The organism is Mesorhizobium sp. WSM4846, from assembly GCF_055811415.1.
Genome location: NZ_JBVVPZ010000038.1, coordinates 37,354 through 58,390, shown reverse-complemented (window position 1 = coordinate 58,390; position 21,037 = coordinate 37,354). Strand labels below are relative to the sequence as shown.

Sequence of the window (21,037 nt, the reverse complement as noted above, 5' to 3'; positions counted from 1 at the left end):
TCCCTTGCCTTCTCCCCCTGTGGAAGAGGGTGGATCGGCGCGCAGCGCCGAGACGGAAGAGTGATGTTGGACGGAATGCTGTCGGTGCCAAGCTGGATCACCCCTCATCCGACCTCGCTTCGCGAGGTCACCTTCTCCCACAAGGGGAGAAGGCAAGAGCGTGTCCCACATCTGCGATGTGCACAGCTTCACAAAAACGCTTGACGTGAAAGCGTGACGCGTCGATCTTCACTCCCAAGAAAAAAATACTACTGAGCGGAAAACGCCTGAGGTCGTTCAACGCGTGCGTCGGTGACGCATCGCGAAATGTCGACTGTCGCCGATGGGGAACATCAAAATGGGGAATTCACGCAAATGAGCACGATAGTCTCTGCCCTGGTGCCGGCTGCCGAAGGGAAGCTGCACCGGAACATCGATTGGCGCGGTGCCTTCTGGGTGGCAAGCGGCGTTCCCGCCCTTGTGCTGTTTTCGATCGGCGGCATTGCCGGCACGACCGGGAAGCTGGCCTTCCTGATCTGGACCGTGTCCATGATCATGGGCTTCCTGCAATCCTTCACCTATGCGGAAATCGCTGGCCTGTTCCCGAACAAGTCCGGCGGCGCCTCGATCTATGGCGCCACCGCCTGGCTGCGTTATTCCAAGTTCATCGCGCCGCTTTCAGTGTGGTGCAACTGGTTCGCCTGGTCGCCGGTGCTGTCGCTCGGCTGCTCTATCGCCGCCGCCTATATCCTCAACGCGCTGGCGCCGGTGCCGCTGTTTACCGACACCTCGCCGGAAGTCCTTGCCTATATCGCGGCTAATACTGGGGCGAGTGCCGCCGACGCCATCACGGCGGTGAGCGCGGCCGCGACGCCGGCGATCCGCAACTGGACGCTCTACAGTCACACGTTGGGGCCGGTCTCTTTCACCTTCAACGCCACCTTCTTCATCGGCGCGGTGCTGATGCTGATCATCTTCTCGATCCAGCATCGCGGCATCCTGGGCACGGCCAACGTGCAGAAATATATCGGCCTGTTCGTGATCATCCCGATGCTGATCGTCGGCGTCGTGCCGATCGTCACCGGCCAGATCGACTGGGCGAATTTTTCGCCACTGGTGCCGCTGGCGGCCGCCTACGCGCCGGAGCCCGGGGCGTGGAACATCGCCGGCTGGACGCTCGTTCTCGGCGGCATGTTCATCGCCGCCTGGTCGACCTACGGTTTCGAGACAGCCGTCTGTTACACGTCCGAGTTCAAGAATCCCGGCACGGACACCTTCAAGGCGATCTTCAATTCCGGCCTGCTGTGCATGCTGCTGTTCATCCTGGTGCCGTTCACCTTCCAGGGCGTGCTCGGCTTGAACGGCATGCTGGCCACCCCGATCGTCGACGGCTCCGGTGTTGCCGATGCCTTGGCCGGCATGGTCGGCGGCGGACAGCTCATCCATAGCCTGCTGGTGATGCTGATGATCCTGGCACTGGTGCTGTGCATCATGACGGCGATGGCGGGGTCCTCGCGCACGCTTTACCAAGGCTCCGTCGATGGCTGGCTGCCCCGCTATCTCAGCCATGTCAACGAGCACGGCGCCCCGACGCGGGCGATGTGGACCGACCTGATCTTCAACCTGGCCGTGCTGGCCATCGCCTCGGCCGACGCGACGAGTTTCTTCTTCATCCTCGCCGTGTCGAATTGCGGCTACATCATCTTCAACTTCCTCAACCTCAACGCCGGCTGGATCCACCGCATCGACAATGGCCATATCGCGCGGCCATGGCGCGCGCCGAGCTGGCTGCTCGGCCTCGGCGCCATCTTTGCCTATGTCAACATGATCTTCATGGGCGCCGGGGCAAAGGTCTGGAACCCGATGGCGCTGTGGGCAGGACTGATCACGGCTGCCCTCATCATCCCGGTGTTCTGCTTCAGGCATTACATCCAGGACAAGGGAAAGTTCCCCGACCATATGCTGGCTGACCTTGGCATGACGTCGTCGGATCTCGCGGTCAGAAAGGCGGGAATCCTGCCCTACCTGACGCTGATCGCCGGCGTCGTGGTGATGCTGCTCGCCAACTGGCTGTTCGTCATCTGACCCCGCCTGAAGGGATCAAGCGCGCGATGCGCGCTTGATCCCCGCATGTTCGTGCCGATGATTACCCGCCGCCGAGGCGGGTTTTTCGTTTCAGGGCCTATTCGGCGGATCGCTCAATCGATCTTGATGAACACGCCCTTGGTGTTGAGATACTCGTCGAGGTGCTCGGCACCGCCCTCGCGGCCGTAGCCGCTCATCTTGTAGCCGCCGAAGGGCACGGCCGGATCGATGGCGTGATAGGTGTTCACCCAGACTGAGCCGGCACGGATTTTTCGCGATAGCTGGTGGGCGATGGCGATGTTGCGGGTGAAGACCCCGGCAGCAAGACCGTAGGGCGTGTTGTTGGCGCGCTCGACCGCCTCATCGAGCGTATCGAACGGCAGCGCCGAAATCACCGGCCCGAAGATCTCCTCGCGCGCGATCCTCATGTCGTCCGAAACGCCGGCAAAGACGGTCGGCGCGACGAAATTGCCGGCGGCCAGCGCACCTTCCATGAGGCGTTCACCGCCGGTGACGAGGGTCGCGCCCTCCGCCGTGCCGGCCTGGAGATACGAGGCGACCCGTTGCAGCTGCTTTTCGGAGACGAGCGGGCCGATCTCGGTCGCCGGATCGATGCCGTCGCCGATCCTAAGACCCTTGGCATAGGCCGCCAGCCGCTCGACGAATTCATCATGGACGGAGCGTTCGACGAACAGGCGCGAGCCGGCGATGCAGATCTGGCCGGAATTGGCGAACACCGACATCGCCGCCACCGGCACCGCCTTGTCGACATCGGCGTCGGCGCAGACGATGACCGGCGACTTGCCGCCAAGCTCCAGCGAGACGCGCTTGAGGTTGCCGGCCGAGGCGCGGACGATCGACTGGCCGGTTGCCGTCGAGCCGGTGAAGACGATCTTGTCGACGCCCATATGCTCGGCAAGTGCGGCGCCTGCCTCGGCGCCGGTGCCGGTCACGATGTTGACGACGCCTGGGGGAACGCCGGCCTCGTTCATGAGGTCTGCGATCAGAAGCGGCGTCAGCGGCGCCTCTTCCGACGGTTTCAGCACCACCGTGCAGCCGGTCGCCAGCGCCGGTCCGATCTTCCAGATCGAAGCCGCCGTCGGGGCGTTCCACGGGATGATGGCGCCGACGACGCCGACCGGCTCCTTGCGCGTGAAGGAGACGATTTCGCCCGGCAGCGAGTTCTCGATCGTCTCGCCGTGCAGGGACGTCGCCATGCCGGCGTAATAGCGCAGCATGCCGATGACGCGGTTGCGGTTGGCCAGGGTGCGCACGATCGGCATGCCCATGTCGGTCGTGTCCGAGCGGCTGATCTCCTCCCAGTGCTTTTCGAAGAGATCGGCGATCCTGAGCAGCAGCACCTGCCGCTCATAGGGCTTGTACCGGCTCCACGGCCCGTCGAAGGCTCTGCGCGCCGCCGCCACTGCCAGCTCGATGTCCTGGCGGTCGCCGCGCGGCACCGTGGCAATGACCGCGCCGGTGGCCGGATTGCGAGTTTCCATGGTGAGGGCCGAGCGGGCGTCGACCCAGGCGCCATCGATGAACATCTGGCGGTGGCGTCCGTCGATCGGCCGGCGCAGCGCCACCGGTGCCTGAGCTATGGTCATGACGTCCTCCTCCGGCGCTCCTGCCGGTGGGCGGATTTAACCCCTGGACGTCACATCTGCCAACAGCCCTATTCGGCCGCCAGGGGCAGTTGCGGCTGGTCATCGTTTTCCGCCCGTTTCGGCTCGGCGGCCGGCGCCGCGTCCTCGACCTTCTTGCGCTCCCGGCCGAAGAACAAGGCATAGCCTGCCGGAAGGACGAGGATGGTCAGCACCGTGGCAACGAGGATGCCGCCCATCATGGCATAGGCGAGCGGCCCCCAGAAGACGCCGCGCGAGATCGGGATCAGCGCCAGGACCGCCGTCAGCGCCGTCAGCATGATCGGCCGGAAACGGCGGACTGCCGAGCCGATGATGGCCTCCGAGCGTTCCATGCCGGCTGCGATGTCCTGGTCGATCTGGTCGACCAGGATGATCGAGTTGCGCATGATGATGCCAAGCAGCGCGATGACGCCGAGAATGGCGACGAAGCCGAACGGCGCGCCACTGATCAAAAGTGCCGCCGCAGCACCGATGATGCCGAGCGGACCGGTCGCCAGCACCAGCATCGCCTTGCCGAAGTGCTGCAGCTGGATCATCAGCAGCACGACGATGACGGCCAGCATGATTGGAGCTTTCGCTGCAATCGAGGCCTGGCTTTCGGCCGAATCCTCGGCGCCGCCCTGGATCTCGATGTTGTAGCCGGGCGCCAGACCGTCGCGCAGGCCCTGCATCTCGCTGTACATCTTCATGACGACATCGTTCGACTGCACGCCGTCCGGCAGCGTGGCGCGCACGCTGATGGTCGGCAGGCGGTCGCGCCGCCATTCGACGCCTTGCTCCAGCACCGGGACGACCTTGGCGACCTGCGACAGCGGCACGAAGCCACCGAAATCCGTCGGGACAGAGATCGAGTCGACCGCCGACAGCAGATGGCGACTTGCCTCCGGCTCGCGGGCGACGATCGAAACCGTCTCCTCGCCGTCGCGGAAATCATCGAGCGGCGCTCCCGACATGGTCGCCTGCAGCATCTGGCGGATGCGCTGCGAGGTGACGCCGAGCGCACGGGCGCGATCCTGGTCGATCACCAGCTTCATCTCCGGCACCGGCTCCAGCCAGTCGTCGTGGACGGCGCCGAGCAGCGGATTTGCCTGGAACTTCGCCTTCACCTCGTCGGCGATGCGGCGCACCTCCTGGCGATCCGGGCCCATGACGCGCATCTGCACCGGCCAGCCGGTGGGCGGCCCAAGGAACAGGCGGTCGACCTTGGCACGGACGGACGGAAAATCCTCGGCCAGAATGGTGCGCAGCTTGGCGATCAGCCGCTCGCGGGCCGGTTCGTCATTGGCCATCACCAGAAGCTGGGCAAAGTTCGGATTGCGAAGCTGCTGGTCGAGCGGCAGGAAGAAGCGCGGCGCGCCCTCGCCGATATAGGTGGCGATGAAGCGCTTGTCCTTGTCGTCCATCATCCTGGTTTCGAGCGCCTTGGCCTGCGTCTCGACTTCCTTGATGCTGGTGCCTTCCGGCAGCCAGAGGTCGACAAGGATTTCCGGGCGCGACGACTGCGGGAAGAAATTCTGCGGGATGAACTGGAACGCCCACAGGCTGGTGACGAAGGTCACCAGCGTCATGACCAGCACGATGATGCGGTGGCGCACGGACCAGCTGACGGTGGCGCGAAGCCGGCGATAAAAGCGCGTGTCGAAGACATCGTGATGGCTGCCGGCGTGTTTTCGCTGCTTGAGGATCATATGACCAAGCCACGGCGTGAAATAGACCGCCACGAACCAGGAGACGACCAGCGCGATGCCGACGACGTAGAACAGCGTGCGCACATATTCGCCGGCCGTCGAAGCCGCGAAGCCGACCGGGATGAAGCCGGCGGTGGTGATCAGCGTGCCGGTCAGCATCGGAAAGGCCGTCGAGGTGTAAGCGAAGCTCGCCGCCTCGATCTTGACCATTCCTTCCTCGAGCTTGCGTTCCATCATTTCGACGACGATCATCGCATCGTCGACAAGCAGGCCGAGCGCGATGATCAGCGCGCCAAGCGAAATGCGCTGCAGATCGATGCCGATCTCGTACATGATGGCGAAGGTGGCGGCCAGAACGAGCGGAATGGTGATTGCGATCACCAGGCCCGAACGCCAGCCGATCGTCAGGAACGAAACGACAAGCACGATCAGCAGCGCCTCGCCGAGCGCCGTCATGAACTCACTCACCGCGTCCCGCACGACTTCCGGCTGGTCGGCGATCTGATCGACCGAAACGCCGTAAGGCAAGGCCTCTTCGAAGCGGTGATAGGTCGCCTCGACCTCCTTGCCGACATCGGTGACGTTGAAGCCCTTGGCCATGACGACGCCGACCTGAACGCTGTCCTGGCCGTTGAAGCGGTATTTGCGCTGATAGGGATCCTCGAGACCTGTGGTCACGGTTGCGATGTCGCCGAGGCGCGTCACCTGGTTGCCGGCGCGCAGGCGAAGTTCGCGGATGTCGGCCGCCTCCGTCACGCTGCCCTCGACCGAGATGCGCACGGAGCGCTGGCCGGTGTCGACCGAGCCTGCCGGATCGACATTGTTCTGGCCCTTGATCGCGTTCTGCAGATCGGTGAGTGTCAGGCCGCGCTCGGCAAGCACCTTGGACGAAACGTCGACATAGAGTTTTTCCGGCTGGTCGCCGATGATCACGGCCTTCTCGACGCCGGGCGTGGTCAGAAGCATGTCACGCGCCTGGATGGCCAATTTCTTCAGCTCGGGATAGCTGTAACCATCGCCGCTGATCGAATGCAGGGTGATGAAAGTGTCGCCGAATTCGTCGTTGAAGTAAGGCCCAAGCAGCCCCTGGGGCAGCTCATTGGCGATATCGCCGACCTTTTTGCGTACCTGGTAAAAGGCATCCGCGACCTGGGTCGGATTGGTGTCCCCTTCCACCTGCAAGGTGATGATGGCGCTGCCGGCGCGCGTGTAGGAACGGACGAAATCGAGATGCGGCGTTTCCTGCAGCTTGCGCTCGATCTTGTTGACGACCTGGTCCTCCATCTCCTGGATCGAGGCACCGGGCCAGACCGCCTGGACGACCATGACGCGGAAGGTGAAATCCGGATCTTCCTTCTGGCCCATGCGCATCAGGCCGAGCGCACCGGCAACGATGATCAGGCCGAATAGGAACCGCGCAATGCTCGGGTGCCCGATCGCCCAGCGCGAAAGATTGAAGGGCCGTTTTTCGGTGGTATCGGTGGTCATAGCGCCAGTCCATCTGTCTGATCGTCAGCGCACGCACATGGCATGCCCACGGAGCTTCTAATGCTGGCTTCCGGGCGGCGAGGCTTTCCGAGCGGAGAGACACTCATCGCGGTGGGGCGCTAGGATCGATGTCGGGGGGTTACATCGACCTGGCGTCTCGACAATCGGGCGCCTGCCGCCCGGAAACCGTGAACCGCTTGACCTCGCGGCTTGCGCCGATGCGAGGAAAAGCCGCTTTATGCCTGGCCGTCAGCGCACGCGCTTGGCGGCGTCACCATCATCGTCCGCCGATGCGGACTGTTGCACCGCATCGCCAGCCAGCTTGACTTTTAGATTTTCGGTCATGAATTGCGTGCCCGCCGCAACGACGACATCGCCGGGTTTCAATCCTTCGGCAACATGCACGCCGTCGGCGGTGAACTCGGCGACCTTGATCGGACGCGCATGGACGGTCTCGCCGTTGCGGTCGACGGTCCAGACGATCTGCTGGCCGTCTTTTTGCGCCAGCGCGCTCAACGGGATCGATACGCTTTGCAGGCTGTTGTTGGCGGCCGAAGCCTCGATATTCGCGGTCATGCCGAGAAGCACGCGCGGATCGTTGGGCAGGCTGACGCGAACGGCAAAGGTACGCGACTGCTGATCGGCGCTGCCGGCGACTTCACGGACCTTGCCGTCGAGCGTCAGCGCTTCGTCGGACCAGAAGCTTGCCTTGACGTCCTTGCCCGGCTTGAACTGGGCGATATCCGTTTCCGGCACGGCGATCAGCACTTCCTTTTCGCCATCGACGGCAACGGTCACAACCGGCGTGCCGGAGCCGACCACCTGACCGACATCGGCGGCGACTGACGTGACGATGCCATTCCTGTCCGCCTTGAGGTCGGTGTAGAGGACCTGGTTCTTCGCCTGGTCAAGCGCTGAGCGGGCGGAATTGCGGGTGGCGACCGCCTGATCATAGCTGAGCGTCGCCTGTTCGAGCTGCGATTTCGAGGCGAACTTCTTGTCAAACAGCTGTTCGGCACGACGGCGGGCAAGGCCCGTTGTCTCGACCTGCCGCTCGGCGGCCTCGAGGCTGGCCTCGGCGCTGTTGACCGAAAGGTCGTAGTCGGCGGGATCGATGCGGGCCAGAACGTCGCCCGGCTTCACACGCTGGCCGATGTCGACCAGGCGCTCGGTGATCTTGCCGTTGATGCGGAAGCCGAGATTCATCTCGGTGCGGGCGCGCACCGATCCGGAGTAGGAGAGCTCACGGGTATCGTTCGCCTTGGCGATCTCGACGACCTTGACCGGCCGGACGATGTCCTTGACTTCCACTTTTTCTTGCGAGCAACCGGCGAGTCCAAGCGCCGCGACGACGACCAGAGCCGGACCAATGGCCGGCAGCCTGTTCATGATGGATTTGGACAAAGACACTTGCGTACTCCCGAACTGGAGATGGATTGTCGACGCCCGGAGCGGACGCCGCCGGTCATTTCTTCAAAGCCCTGAGGGCAAACTCGATAAGCTCGTCCGGCATCGCCCGGTTGTTCTTGGCAAGGCACTGGGCGACCATCTGCGGGTGACAGAGAGTGATGATAGCGGCGCCGAAACACCGCGAAGCGACTTCCGCGTCCTGGTCGGCAAACTCGCCGGCGGCAATTCCCTCGCGGATCACCTCCTCGACCAAGCCGCGGATCCTGTCGATATGCTTCTCGATGACATGCCAATCGCGCTCGATGGCGACGACGACCATTTCGTGCACCTTCTCCTGGTCGAGCATGGTGTCGCGGGTCCACTGATAATGCGTTTGCACGTAGCGGCGCAGCCTTTCGCTGGCCGTTCCGGAACTATGGCAGGCGTCGTAGGTCAGTTGATAGCAGGTAGCGAGCATGCGGCCGCAAACGGCCTGGTGGATTTCGACCTTGGAGGCGAAGAAACGGTAGATGTTGGCCGTCGACATGCCGAGTTCACGGGCTATGTCGGCGACATTGGTCTTGCCGTAGCCGTAGTGGCGGAACAGTCGCTCTGCGCAATCGAGGATGCGCGCAACATTCTCCTGCCGGACCAGGTCAGCCGTCGTGTCGAGGGTGTCATGCATCATTTATCATTAGCTCATTACGAGTGACGAATTTTGAATTTCGTCACTCGTAATTCGAAATCGCCCGCAAGTCAACAGGTGAATGTTACTCGTCTGGGCGACCGGTGACACCTGCTTATACAACCTAGGCGTGAACAGCGTTAACGAAGCCTGCTGGGCATCCCGCCGGTCCTTCAAGGTCCTCCGGCGGCACTCTGCGGCTCAGGTGATCAGCGTATTTTATTCGAGACGTGCTCCGCAGCGCGCAGCCATGCGTTACCATGCAAGCTGTGGAGATATGGCAAGCTGTGGAGGAGATATGGAATGACCGTGCTGCGCATCGTCTCGAATATCGCAACAGACAGCATTCCGGATGTTCGGGAGTTCTATACCGATCTGTTCGGGCTCGATGCCGTGATGGATCACGGGTGGCTCGTCACGCTGGCGTCCAGCGAAACCACCGTCCCCCAGATCAGCATCGCCAGCGAGGGCGGCTCAGGCACCCCGGTGCCTGATCTGTCGATCGAGGTCGACAATGTCGATGCGGTTTATCTTCGCGCAAACGAGATCGGTTGCAGAGTGGTCTATGATTTGACCAACGAACCGTGGGGCGTAAGACGCTTCTTCATTGCCGACCCGACCGGCAAGTTGGTCAACGTGCTCTCGCATTTTCGGTAGAGATTGTTCTGCAAATTGAACGGGCCCAATTGCGGTTCTCGGAGGACCATGAGCAGAACAATTCCATTTCATTTCGTCGATGTCTTCGCGGTAGAGCCGCTGACCGGCAATTCCCTTGCGGTGGTCGATGGCGGTGACGAGTTGGCGCTCGAGCTGATGCAGAACATTGCCCGTGAGTTCAACCAGTCCGAGACCACTTTTGTCCTACCGGCGACCCGGGCGGACGCCGATTGGAAATTGCGCTCTTTCACGCCGAAAGGCGTGGAGGTTTTCGGCGCAGGCGGCCACAACACGCTAGGGGCCTGGTGGTGGCTCGCTGCGGCGGGGCGGCTCGAGTTGGGCGATGGCCCGACATGGTTTCACCAACAGATCGGCGACTTGGTATATCCATTGGCCATCTGGCAAAGCCAAGGAAAACTCGAAAAGATCATTATGCGGCAAGAAGCCCCAGTGGCCGGCCGGCAGATCTCAAATCCTGGCGCCCTTGCCGCGGCACTTGGCCTAAATACTGAAGAAATAACGGACGTCGTGCCTTGCCAGGTGGTCTCGACCGGTGCTGCCCATCTCCTGGTGCCAATCCGCGATCGCCAAGCCGTCGACCGGATTTCGCCTGACGCCAAACAGCTTTTCGACCTGCTCAACGAGGTCGGCGGGGAAGGCTGCTACGTCTTCTCACTTGATCCGCCACTGCGGGGAAGCACAGCGTATGCACGGTTTTTCAACCCGACTGTCGGCATTGCCGAGGATCCGGCAACCGGTACGGCGGCTGGTCCGCTCGCCGCACATCTGGTTGCACACGGTGTTGCGCAGCCCGGCGTAATCAAGGTCGAACAAGGCACGGCGCTCGGACGTACCAGCATCATCGAGGTCGATGTCGATGCCGGCTCGGTGAGCGTGTGTGGACGTGGCATCGTGGTGGCGAGCGGGGCGTTTTCGATCTAGTTTCCCCGCACGGAGGATTTGGTTCCGAGCCCTGTGGACGGTCGATGCCGGCCGGTCGGCAGCCAAATCTCCAACGTTGGCGATTGGCATAGGCTACTACACCTTCGTCATCCTAGGGCAAGTAAGGCGCGGCGCAGAGGATCCATGCCGTGACATCCGCCGAAGAATGCAGCGGCTCAGAACGGCGCTTGCATCGGCAACGGCGCTGGTTACCTTCCACCATGACCGGCTATGCCACCATGACCGCGAGCCAGAAGTGTGGCGAACACTTCGACATTTGCGACGCCATCCAGCGCGAGAAGTCGCTGAAGCGCTGGCCGAGGAAGATCGAACTGACCGAGAAGACCAATCCAGAATGGTTCGAGTTTTCGCGGAACGGGGTAGCAGCGTTCGGTTCTGGGCCGCCGCATTCTTCGGCTTGGGTAACGGCATGGATCCCAGGGTCTGCGCCGCGTCGCTTCGCTCCTTGCTCCGCCCTAGGATGACGAAGTGAAGGGGTGTCTCAGCTAATCCTAGAGGTTTGCGATTTGCCGCTGAAGGGGGGCCCTGCTGGATCTTCTACCGAGTTGGCTCTGTAGCGAGGACGATCGGGAGGGCCTTCGATCCGATGCGATCTCTTTGCTCCGTTCAAGTTGGGCTTAGCTGGGGCAATAGTGATCTGCCACCTACCCCTTGGCCATCTCCCTCAGCCGGAACTTCTGGATCTTGCCGGTCGAGGTCTTCGGGATTTCGGCGAAGATCACCGCTTTCGGCATTTTGAAGCGGGCGAGCAGCGCGCGGCAGTGATCGATGATCTCGGCCTCGGTCGCCGTCCTGCCCGGCTTCAGCTCGACATAGGCGATCGGCACCTCGCCCCATTTGTCGTCGGGCCTCGCGACGACGCCGCAGAAGGCGACGGCGGTATGCTTGTAGAGCGCCTCCTCGACTTCGATCGAGGAGATGTTCTCGCCGCCGGAAATGATGATGTCCTTGGAGCGGTCCTTGAGCTGGATGTAGCCGTCGGGATGCATGACGCCGAGGTCGCCCGAGTGGAACCAGCCGCCGGCGAAGGCCTCGTCGCTCGCCTTGCGGTTCTTCAGATAGCCCTTCATGACGATGTTGCCGCGGAACATGACCTCGCCGATCGTCTCGCCGTCGGCCGGCGTCTCCTCCATCGTCTCAGGGTCCATCACCGTCAGATCCTCGAGCGCGGCATAGCGCACACCTTGCCTGGCCTTCCTCGCCGCCTTCTGTCCCTTCTCCAGCCCATCCCACTCGCCCTGCCATTCGTTGACGACCGCCGGGCCATAGGTCTCGGTCAGGCCATAGAGGTGGGTGACGGCAAAACCCGCATCGGCCATGCCCGACAGCACCGCTTCCGGCGGCGGTGCCGCGGCGGTGTTGAAGGTGACCGTCTGCGGAAATTGCCGCTTGTCCTCGTCGCTGGCGTTGATCAGCACTGACATCACCACCGGCGCACCGCACAGATGGGTGACGCCGTGGTCGGCGATGGCGTCGTAGATCGGCTTCGGCCGCACCCAGCGCAGGCAGACATGGGTGCCGGCCTGCACGGCCAGCGTCCACGGAAAGCACCAGCCGTTGCAGTGGAACATCGGCAGCGTCCACAGATAGACAGCATGCTTGCCCATGCCGGCATGGATGGTGTTGGCGTAGGCCATCAGTGCCGCACCGCGATGGTGATAGACGACGCCCTTCGGATTGCCTGTCGTCCCGGAGGTGTAGTTGAGCGAGATCGCATCCCATTCGTCGTCCGGCATCGACCAGGCGAAATTCTCGTCGCCGCCCGCGACGAAGGTCTCGTAGTCGAGCGAGCCGATCCGCTCGCCCTTGGGATAGGGGGCGTCAGTGGCGTATTCGGGATCGTCATAGTCGATGACCAGCGGTTTTACCTTAGCCAGCGCCAGCGCCTCACTGACGACATTTGCAAATTCGCGATCGACGACCAGCACCTTGGTTTCGGCATGGTCGAGTTGGAAAGCGATGACCGAGGCATCGAGGCGGGTGTTGAGCGAATGCAGCACCGCCTTGGTCATTGGCACGCCGAAATGCGCTTCCAGCATCGGCGGCGTGTTGGACAACATGACGGTGACGGTGTCGCCCTTGCCGATGCCGCGCCTCTGCAGCGCCGAGGCAAGTTTCAGCGACCGCCGCCAGAAATCACGATAGGTCGTGCGCTGGGGACCATGGATGATAGCAACATGGTCGGGAAAGGTCTTTGCCGCCCGCTCCAGATAGCTGAGCGGCGTCAGCGGCTGGTGGTTGGCTGGATTCCTGCCGAGATCCTGTTCGTAGGGATTGCCCATCCCGTTCCTCCCCTAATGTCTGATCGACCCTTCTACCCCACAAGATTCCGGCCCGTCACCACCAACAATGCCACGCTAGGGCACATTCGGCACAATGATGATCTAGATAGAGCAAGCGAAAGGGCATCGTTTACCCTCGCTCAGTTTGACTTTTGTCGACAGCTGTGAATAATGTCAGCGAGGAGATGGCATGGCGATCCGACCGGCAGAACAGCTTATCCACAAGGCCGCCTGGCTCTACTATGCCCACGGCTTGCGCCAGGACCAGGTGGCCAGCCAGCTCAAGATTTCCCGAGCCTCGGTCGCGATGTATCTGCGCAAGGCGCGCGAGACCGGCATTGTCAACATCTCGACCTCGACCCAGCTTTTCACCGACGATGTCATGGCGCGCAAGCTCGAAGACGCATTGAAGCTCGATGCCGTCTGGATAGCGCCGGAAAACGGCCATGTCGCCGATCCGTCGACCGACATCGCGGTGCTGGCGGCCAGCGTCTTTCTCGAACTGATCAAGAAGGGCGATCGCATCGGCGTCGCCTGGGGAAGGACCATCTATACGATCGCCGACATCATGTCCTATGCCGATCTGCAGGATGTCACGGTGGTGCAGCTCTGCGGCAATCTGGGAGCCCCCTATTCCTACCGCCCCGACCAATGCACCATGGAAATCGCCCGCCGGCTCAATGCCAAGGGACTCAATTTCTATGCGCCGCTGGTGCTGACGACAGAGGAACTGGCGCGCGGCCTGCGCGCCGAGCCGGTGATCCGCGAGCAGTTGTCGGGCATCAGTGCGTGCAATCTGGCGCTTTACTCGGTCGGCACCGTCGATGCCGACAGCCATGTCGTCAAATGCGGCGCGCTGACTGCCAGCGAAATGGAGGTGCTGCGTCGTGCCGGGGCTGCCGGCGTCATCGCCGGTCAGATCATCGATGCGCAAGGCAAGGCGCTCGACTGCAGCTACAACAGGCGGATCATTTCGGCGGAGCTGTCATCGCTGCGCAAGATTGAAAAGCGCCTCGTGGTGGTGCAGGAGGACAGCAAGTTCGGACCGCTGGTGGCGGCGATCGCGGGTGGGCTATGCACGCATCTGGTGGTCGGCGCCCGGATGGCGCGACGGCTGCTCGACCATGCCGGACCGGCAGTAGAAAAGGTCGCCTAGAGAACACAAGCCGCGGACGCATTGTCATCAAGGCGTCGCGGCATTCCTGTTTCACAACAAAACAACCGGACGAAGCGAACATGAAGAACCTGTGGAATGACGGCGACGCGGAGAAGCTGGTTGCCGACTATGCAACAAAGGGTGTGGCCCGCGACCTGGCGCTGCGCGTCTACACGACCAGGCTTCTGGGCGGCGAACCGCGGCTTGTCCTGCATGGCGGCGGCAACACATCGTGCAAGACAAAGGCCACCGATCTCGTCGGCGACGAATGGGACGTGCTCTGCGTCAAGGGCAGCGGCTGGGACATGGGCATCATCGAGCCGCAGGGCCTGCCGGCGGTCAAGCTCGGCGCGCTGCTCAAGGCGCGGTCGCTCAAAAAACTCTCCGACGAAGACATGGTGGCGCTGCAGCGGGTGAACCTGATCGATCCGTCTTCGCCCAACCCTTCAGTCGAGACACTGCTGCACGCCTTCCTGCCGCATAAATTCGTCGACCATACGCACTCGACCGCCATCCTCGCCATTGTCGACCAGGACGATAGCGAGGCGCTGAGCAAGAAGGTCTTCGGCAACAAGATGGGGTTCGTGCCCTACATCATGCCGGGCTTCGACCTGGCGAAGGCGGCTGCCGATGTCTTTGACGCCGACCCGACGGTCGAAGGCCTGATCCTCGACAAGCATGGCATTTTCACCTTCGGCGACGATGCCAAGCAGGCTTACGACCGGATGATCCATTATGTGAACCTCGCCGAGGATTTCATCGCCAGTCACGGCAAGCCGCGCAGCGAAAAAACCGCCTTGCCGGCCAGGCTGGCGAAGCCTGCGGAGATTGCGCCGATGCTGCGCGGCGCGGTGGCGGTGGCGCGCGGCGAAGGCCGCTTCGACCGTATGATCAGTGATTTCCGCACCTCGGACGCGATCGTCGATTTCATCAATTCGGCTGACATTGCCGACTATGCCGGGCGCGGTGTGTCGACGCCCGACCTGTCGATTCGCATCAAGACCGGACCGATGGCGCTGCCGGCGCCCGACGCGGACAAGATCGGCGACTACAAATCCGTCATTCGCCAGCATGTCGAAAACTTCGCCAGGGACTATCGCGCCTACTTCGAGACCAACGACGCGCTCGACGACGTGAAGCGGACTATGCTCGACCAGATGCCGCGCCTGACGCTGGTGCCGGGGCTCGGCATGTTCGGCCATGGCCGCACGCTGAAGGACGCGAAGATTGCCTCCGACGTCGGTGAAATGTGGATCGAGGCGGTGCGCGGCGCCGAAGCAATCGGCGATTTCCATCCACTGTCCAAGGCCGACCTGTTCCCGCTCGAATACTGGTCGCTGGAACAGGCCAAGCTCGCCGCCAACAAGCCGAAGCCGCTTACCGGCCAGGTTGTGCTTGTCACCGGCGGCGCCGGCGCGATCGGTGCCGCCACGGCAAAGCTGTTCGCCGACAATGGCGCTCATGCGGTCGTCGTCGATCTCGACGCGGCGAGGGCGACGGAGGCGGCAAAAAAGGCCGGCAACGGTTCGATCGGCGTCGGCGCCGACATCACCGACCCGGCGCAGATGCGCGCTGCCTGCGACAAGGCCATTGCCGTCTACGGTGGCCTCGACATCCTCGTCTCGAATGCCGGTGCGGCTTGGGAAGGCAGGATCGGCGAACTCGACGACGCCACTTTGCGCAAGAGCTTCGAACTCAATTTCTTCGCCCACCAGTCGGCGGCGCAGAACGCAGTGCGCATCATGCTCGAGCAGGGCACCGGCGGCGTGCTTTTGTTCAACACCTCCAAGCAGGCGATCAATCCGGGTCCGAAGTTCGGCGCCTATGGCATGCCAAAGGCGGCGACGCTTTTCCTGTCCAGGCAATATGCTGTCGACTACGGCGCCCACGGCATCCGCTCCAATGCCGTCAACGCCGACCGCATCCGTTCCGGGCTGTTGACCGACGCGATGATCGCCAGCCGTTCGAGCGCCCGCGGGGTATCGGAAAAGGAATATATGGCGGGCAATCTGCTCGGGCAGGAAGTGACGGCCGAAGACGTCGCCCAGGCCTTCCTGCATCAGGCGCTGGCAGAGCGCACCACCGCCAATGTGACGACGGTGGACGGCGGCAACATCGCGGCGGCGTTGAGGTAATGCATGTCGCTCAAGACGCCGCACATTTTCGAGCGGTACGAATGGGCCGAACGGCTTGCGAATTCGGCGCTTCGTAGCTACATTGTAGCTCAACGGCAAGGAGCAAGAATATGGCAACGGATACCGTGGTCCGCGCTCGGATCGATGCGGCGACAAAGGCAAAGGCGACGGAAGCCTTGGCGGCAATGGGATTGTCCGTTTCCGACGCCATCCGCCTGCTGTTGGTCCGCGTCGCCGCCGACAAGGAGTTCCCCTTTCCGGTGAAGGTGCCGAACGCAACCACTCGAAAGGCCATGTCCGAATTGGAGCAGGGCAAGGGCAAGCGTTTCGCCTCGGCCGACGAGTTGTTCAAGGACTTGGAAATCTGATGTGCTGGCGCCTGTTCGATCCGGACAATTCCGCCGTGATGTGAAACGTGCCGAGAAGCGTGGCAAAGATCTTGGCAAGCTGCGCGAGCTGTTGGGCCTCCTGCTCGCCGGCGATGAACTCCCAGCGAGTTATAAGGATCATCCACTGAAGGGCGACTGGAAAGGCTATCGTGACGCTCACATCGAACCGGACTGGCTCTTGATCTATCGTGTCGCCGGCGATGAGCTACAGCTTGCTCGCACCGACTCCCATTCCGATCTGTTCAATGAGTAGCCGAGGCGGGCACGCAACTTAGGATCTTTTGCGCTGCGGGCTGGAAACTTGCCATCCTCACCGCGGGACTATTGGACTGCAGGCTAAGCATGAAAACCCAACCCATGCGCACCCTTACCATATCCCTCACCCCGCAGCAGGCTGCCCGCCTGCAAAGCGCTGTCGAAGGCGGGGGATATGCCTCTAACAGCGAGATTGTCCGCGACGCCCTGCGCCTGTGGGAACAGCGCGAGGAATTGCGCGACTTGGAGTTGGAACATTTGAAACGAGCCTATGCCGACGGCATGACCAGCGGCAAGCCGGTGAACGTCTAACCCGCCGAGTTCATACGCGGTTTGAAGGCAGAATGCCGCGCCCGTGGCTAGATATCGGCTCACGCCGACGAAGCAGGCATTCAGACCTGGAAAAGAGCGGCCCGAAAGCCGCTCTTCCCTTGCGCCTGCGATGGTACGCTTATTTGGCGTTGGGGTTCGGCATCCAGGCCGGCATCGCGACATCGGCATGGGCGAACTGCGGCAGCTTGGCCGAGAGATCTTCCATGTTCTTGATGTCCTTGTCGATCAGGTCCTTTTGGGTGATCAGCGTCGGCGGCACGATGACGTTTTGGCCGGGGTCTTCGCCGGCCAAAAGCTGAGACAGGGCGCGCACCGAAACCTGGCCGACGACGGCCGGGTTGGTGGCAGCGGTTGCCGCCCAGGCGCTGTCGGGCTCGCGCATCGCGGCGATGTCGGAGGTCGAGATGTCGGCCGAATAGATCTTGATGTCCTGCGACAGGCCGGCCTCGTCGACGGCGATCTTCACGCCCTTGGCGAATTCGTCATAGGGCGCGAACATCACCTTGATGTCGGGATTGGCCGACAGCACCGAACGGGCCTGGTTGGCGACGGAATTGGCGATCGGATTGTCGAGCGTGCCGAACATCGCCGCCTCGTTGATGCCCGGATATTTCTTCTTGAACTCGACCCAGGTCTCGTTGCGGCGGTCGAGCGGCGCAATGCCGGCGACATAGACGTAGCCGGCCTTCCAGCTCTCGCCATTGTCCTTGATTGCCTGCTCGAGCGCGAGGCGTGCAAGGTCGCGGTCGGACTGCTCGATCTGCGGTATCTTGGGGTTTTCGACATTGACGTCGAAGGCGACGACCTTGATGCCGGCGTCGACCGCGCGCTGGGCGGCGTCCTTCATCGATTCCGTCAAGCCATGCTGAATGATGATGCCCTGGACGCCGAGCGCGATGGCCTGGTCGACCATGTCCGCCTGAAGGGCGGCGTCCTGGCGGCTGTCGAGGACGCGCAGATCGACGCCAAGCGCCTTGGCCTGCGCTTCGACGCCGGACAGATAGGCCTGGAAGAAGTCGCCGGTCGAGAGATAGCGGACCAGCGCGATCTTGACCGCGCCGGGGTTGTCGAACGGCGCCGGCCTGTCCTGCGCCATTGCCGGGACCTGCATCAGCAGCGCAGCACCGGCAAGCCCGAGTGTTGCCTTCGCCAAAAGTCTTCTTGTGATCTTCATGGTGTCTCCTCCTCTTGTTGAATTCAAATTTCAGCCGGTCGAAAATCCTATCCGTCGAAATCCTACCTGTTGCCCCTGCCGGAAAGGGCGAAGGTGAAGACCAGGGCAACCACGAGAACCACGCCCTTGATGAAATCCTGCGTGTAATAGGGCGCGTTCATCATCGTCAGGCCCTGCAGCAGCACGCCGACAAACACCGCGCCGACAGCCGTGCCGAAGGCGTTCGGCTTGGCGGCGCCAAGAACCGCGTAGCCGATGAGCGCCGCAGCCACTGCGTCGAGCAGGAGATTATTACCCGAGGCGATATCGCCGCGTCCAAGCCGGGCAGCGAGCAAAATGCCGCCGATCGAGGCAAAAACCCCCGAAATAATGTAGGCCCAGATTTTGTATGCCTTGACAGGCGCGCCGGCGAGCTCGGCAGCCCGTTGGTTGCTGCCGACCGCATACATCATGCGGCCGAAACGGGTGTATTCGAGAAAGAACCAGATCAGCACCGCAAGCACGAGCAGGACGACGACCGAAACCGGGATGAGGTTGGGGATGAAGAAATCGAAGCGGTGGCGGCCGAGCGCCAGGAAGGCGCGGCCGAACGTGCCGTTGGCGACCGAGCCGTCGGGCATCGTCATGCCGGTGGCGATCGAGCGGCCCTCGGTCGGGATGCGCTGCAAGCCGACGAGCAGGAACATCATGCCGAGCGTCGCCAGCAGATCCGGCACGCGCATATAGACGATCAGCCAGCCATTGATGAGGCCGACGACGACGCCGATCAGGAGACAGGCGACGACCGCAACGATGGCGTTCTGCTCCAGCACCACCATGACATAGGCGGCTGCCATCATGGCGCTGGTAGCGACCGAGCCGATCGACAGGTCGAAGCCGCCGACGACCAGGGTGGCGGTGACGCCGAGCGCCAGCACGCCGGTGATGGCGACGGACTGGAAGATGAAGACGGCGCTCTGCGGCGAGACGAAGCCATCGGCGGCGATGGCGAAATAGGCGATCAACCCGAACAGCAGAACGATGAAGCCATAGCGGATGGCATGGTCCCGCGCGGCTGCCATCCTTACCCAACCCGAACTCATGCCCTCTCCATTCCACGTCCCATTACTGCCCGCCTCACGCTGCACTGTGCAGCGGCCCGCCCGCCACTTCGGCCAGCAGCCGCTCGAGGTCGATGTCGGCATTGCGATGTTCGCCGACGATTGTCTGCTCCGACATCACCAGGATGCGGTCGGCGGTCTCCAGCGCCTCATCGAGCTCGGTGACGAACAGCAGCGTCGCACGGCCGTTGGCGCTCGCCCGCAGCTTGGCCGCGATATCACGCCTGGCTGAAATGTCGACGCCCTGAAACGGCTCGTCCAGGATGAACAGTCTTGCCGCCTGCGACATCCAGCGGGCGACCATCACCTTCTGCTGGTTGCCGCCCGAAAGCGCCGACATTTCGTCCTTCTCCGAGCGGCAGACGATGCCCAATTCCTGGATTTGCCGGCGGGCGATGGCGCACTCGACGCGGCGCTTGAGGACGCCCAAACGCGACATCCGCCTGTGGAACGGCAGGCTGATATTTTCCTGGATGTTGAAGTCGCCGACGATCCCGTTTTCGCTCCGGTCCTTGGCGACGAGAAAGACGCCGGCGGCGATCGCCTCGCCTGTCGACCCCGGTGCATAGGCTTTGCCGTTCAGCACCATGGTGCCGGACAGCGGCTTGCGCACGCCAAACAGTGTCTCGGCGAGCGCGGTCTTGCCGACGCCGACGAGGCCGGTGATGGCAACGACTTCGCCGTCGCCGAGCGTCAGCGAGATCGTCCTGGCGCCTTGCGCAATGCGCAACCCGTCGATAGTCAGGACAGGCTTGGCCGAATTCCTGGCGACGATCCGGTCGAGGTGCATCTTGCGGCCGAGCATGGCGTTGACCGCGCCTTCATAGTCGAGCGGCTTGCGGTCGAAAACGCCTGAGATGACGCCGTCGCGCATCGAGACGATCCGGTCGGCAAGCCGCCTGATGTCCGACATGCGGTGCGAGATGTAGAGGATTGCGACGCCGTGCTCGCACAGCCTGTCGAGCAGCGCGAAAAGCCGGTCGGCCTCGGCGCTGGACAGAGAGGACGTCGGCTCATCGAGGATCAGCACTCTCGGCTGATGCGCCATGGCGCGGGCTATCGCCACCATCTGGCGGTCGGCCAGCGAGAGATCGCTGATCCGGGCTCTCAGGTCGATGGCCAGCTCCATGCGGTCGGCAACCGCCTTTGCCTCGCGACTCACCCGGCCCGGATTGAACAAGGTCGGCGCGCCGCTGCCGCTCAGCCTGTCCAGCGTCAAATTGGTGGCGACGTCGAGGTCGGCTACGACACCGTCATTGATGTTCTGATGAACGGTGACGACGCCGGCGCGGATCGCCTCGGCCGGGGTATTTGGCCCGAAGTCTTGGCCGGCGAGGCTCATCGTGCCGCCGCCGCGCTCGTAGACGCCGCTGATGATCTTGACCAGAGTGGATTTGCCGGCGCCGTTGGCGCCCATCAGCACGGTCACTTCGCCGGCATGCAATTCGAGCGAGACGCCGCCAAGCACCTCGATGTGGCCGAAGGATTTCCTCAGGCCGTCCACGCGGAACACGGCATCATTGCCCATTCGTTCCTCCCTGACCATGACGCTAGGAGCTGTTCCGGCAATTGTCAACACGGTTGACAATTGCCAGAGAGCTTCCTAGCTTGGCCCGGCCGCCATGGCTCCACT

General features: G+C 62.7%; 17 protein-coding genes. 9 read left to right on the top strand and 8 right to left on the bottom strand.

The genetic code is table 11. From position 1 onward, the window contains the following. The first annotated feature begins 354 nt into the window (after positions 1-354). Positions 355-2,064 (top strand): APC family permease, encoded by a 1,710-nt coding sequence (locus tag AC0L15_RS25585; RefSeq protein ID WP_287245282.1) that lies wholly within the window; start codon positions 355-357, stop codon positions 2,062-2,064. 113 nt (positions 2,065-2,177) lie between these two features. Here the strand turns inward: AC0L15_RS25585 and AC0L15_RS25580 are convergent, their stop codons facing one another. The 4 genes from AC0L15_RS25580 to AC0L15_RS25565 form a co-directional block, all read right to left on the bottom strand. Next, positions 2,178-3,671, bottom strand: coding sequence for an aldehyde dehydrogenase family protein (locus tag AC0L15_RS25580; protein ID WP_287245284.1), 1,494 nt, complete (start codon positions 3,669-3,671; stop codon positions 2,178-2,180). A gap of 68 nt (positions 3,672-3,739) precedes the next feature. Beyond that, the gene (locus AC0L15_RS25575; RefSeq protein ID WP_287245286.1) at positions 3,740-6,886 is read right to left on the bottom strand and encodes an efflux RND transporter permease subunit; all 3,147 of its coding nucleotides are present in this window, start codon (positions 6,884-6,886) and stop codon (positions 3,740-3,742) included. A gap of 249 nt (positions 6,887-7,135) precedes the next feature. Further along, on the bottom strand, positions 7,136-8,275 hold the full coding sequence (locus AC0L15_RS25570) for an efflux RND transporter periplasmic adaptor subunit (RefSeq protein WP_473497508.1): 1,140 nt from the start codon (positions 8,273-8,275) through the stop codon (positions 7,136-7,138). A 76-nt stretch (positions 8,276-8,351) separates the two neighbouring features. Continuing rightward, positions 8,352-8,960 carry a TetR/AcrR family transcriptional regulator gene (locus AC0L15_RS25565; protein ID WP_128245663.1) on the bottom strand — a complete coding sequence of 203 codons (609 nt, stop codon included), beginning with the start codon at positions 8,958-8,960 and terminating at the stop codon, positions 8,352-8,354. A gap of 303 nt (positions 8,961-9,263) precedes the next feature. Here AC0L15_RS25565 and AC0L15_RS25560 point away from each other — a divergent pair, with 303 nt between their 5' ends. From AC0L15_RS25560 to AC0L15_RS25550, 3 genes are all read left to right on the top strand, one after another. Continuing rightward, positions 9,264-9,617: a VOC family protein gene (locus AC0L15_RS25560; RefSeq protein WP_287245288.1), complete on the top strand. Its 354-nt coding sequence runs from the start codon at positions 9,264-9,266 to the stop codon at positions 9,615-9,617. 48 nt (positions 9,618-9,665) lie between these two features. Further along, a complete protein-coding gene (locus tag AC0L15_RS25555) occupies positions 9,666-10,559 on the top strand; it encodes a PhzF family phenazine biosynthesis protein (protein WP_287245290.1) in 894 nt (297 codons plus the stop codon). 149 nt (positions 10,560-10,708) lie between these two features. Further along, positions 10,709-11,044, top strand: coding sequence for a GIY-YIG nuclease family protein (locus tag AC0L15_RS25550; RefSeq protein ID WP_287245292.1), 336 nt, complete (start codon positions 10,709-10,711; stop codon positions 11,042-11,044). A gap of 180 nt (positions 11,045-11,224) precedes the next feature. On the opposite strand, the gene AC0L15_RS25545 is transcribed toward AC0L15_RS25550, so the two are convergent. Next, a complete protein-coding gene (locus tag AC0L15_RS25545) occupies positions 11,225-12,862 on the bottom strand; it encodes an acyl-CoA synthetase (protein ID WP_287245295.1) in 1,638 nt (545 codons plus the stop codon). A 190-nt stretch (positions 12,863-13,052) separates the two neighbouring features. On the opposite strand from AC0L15_RS25545, the gene AC0L15_RS25540 reads away from it, so the two are divergent. The 5 genes from AC0L15_RS25540 to AC0L15_RS25520 all read left to right on the top strand — a co-directional run bounded on the left by AC0L15_RS25540 (position 13,053) and on the right by AC0L15_RS25520 (position 17,109). Beyond that, complete coding sequence (locus AC0L15_RS25540) at positions 13,053-14,018, top strand: sugar-binding transcriptional regulator (RefSeq protein ID WP_287245298.1); 966 nt, start codon at positions 13,053-13,055, stop codon at positions 14,016-14,018. Between the two features lie 80 nt (positions 14,019-14,098). Further along, a complete protein-coding gene (locus AC0L15_RS25535) occupies positions 14,099-16,153 on the top strand; it encodes a bifunctional aldolase/short-chain dehydrogenase (protein ID WP_287245301.1) in 2,055 nt (684 codons plus the stop codon). Positions 16,154-16,263: 110 nt separating this feature from the next. Further along, a complete protein-coding gene (locus AC0L15_RS25530; RefSeq protein ID WP_287245304.1) occupies positions 16,264-16,521 on the top strand; it encodes a type II toxin-antitoxin system RelB/DinJ family antitoxin in 258 nt (85 codons plus the stop codon). A gap of 1 nt (position 16,522) precedes the next feature. Next, positions 16,523-16,795, top strand: a complete 273-nt coding sequence (locus AC0L15_RS25525) for a type II toxin-antitoxin system YafQ family toxin (protein WP_287245306.1) — start codon at positions 16,523-16,525, stop codon at positions 16,793-16,795. Between the two features lie 89 nt (positions 16,796-16,884). Then, positions 16,885-17,109 carry a type II toxin-antitoxin system ParD family antitoxin gene (locus tag AC0L15_RS25520; protein WP_473497504.1) on the top strand — a complete coding sequence of 75 codons (225 nt, stop codon included), beginning with the start codon at positions 16,885-16,887 and terminating at the stop codon, positions 17,107-17,109. 139 nt (positions 17,110-17,248) lie between these two features. Here the strand turns inward: AC0L15_RS25520 and AC0L15_RS25515 are convergent, their stop codons facing one another. The 3 genes from AC0L15_RS25515 to AC0L15_RS25505 all read right to left on the bottom strand — a co-directional run bounded on the left by AC0L15_RS25515 (position 17,249) and on the right by AC0L15_RS25505 (position 20,932). Further along, complete coding sequence (locus AC0L15_RS25515) at positions 17,249-18,304, bottom strand: substrate-binding domain-containing protein (RefSeq protein WP_287245309.1); 1,056 nt, start codon at positions 18,302-18,304, stop codon at positions 17,249-17,251. Between the two features lie 62 nt (positions 18,305-18,366). Continuing rightward, the gene (locus AC0L15_RS25510; RefSeq protein ID WP_287245312.1) at positions 18,367-19,386 is read right to left on the bottom strand and encodes an ABC transporter permease; all 1,020 of its coding nucleotides are present in this window, start codon (positions 19,384-19,386) and stop codon (positions 18,367-18,369) included. 34 nt (positions 19,387-19,420) lie between these two features. Then, positions 19,421-20,932, bottom strand: coding sequence for a sugar ABC transporter ATP-binding protein (locus AC0L15_RS25505; RefSeq protein WP_287245315.1), 1,512 nt, complete (start codon positions 20,930-20,932; stop codon positions 19,421-19,423). Between the last annotated feature and the right edge of the window lie 105 nt (positions 20,933-21,037).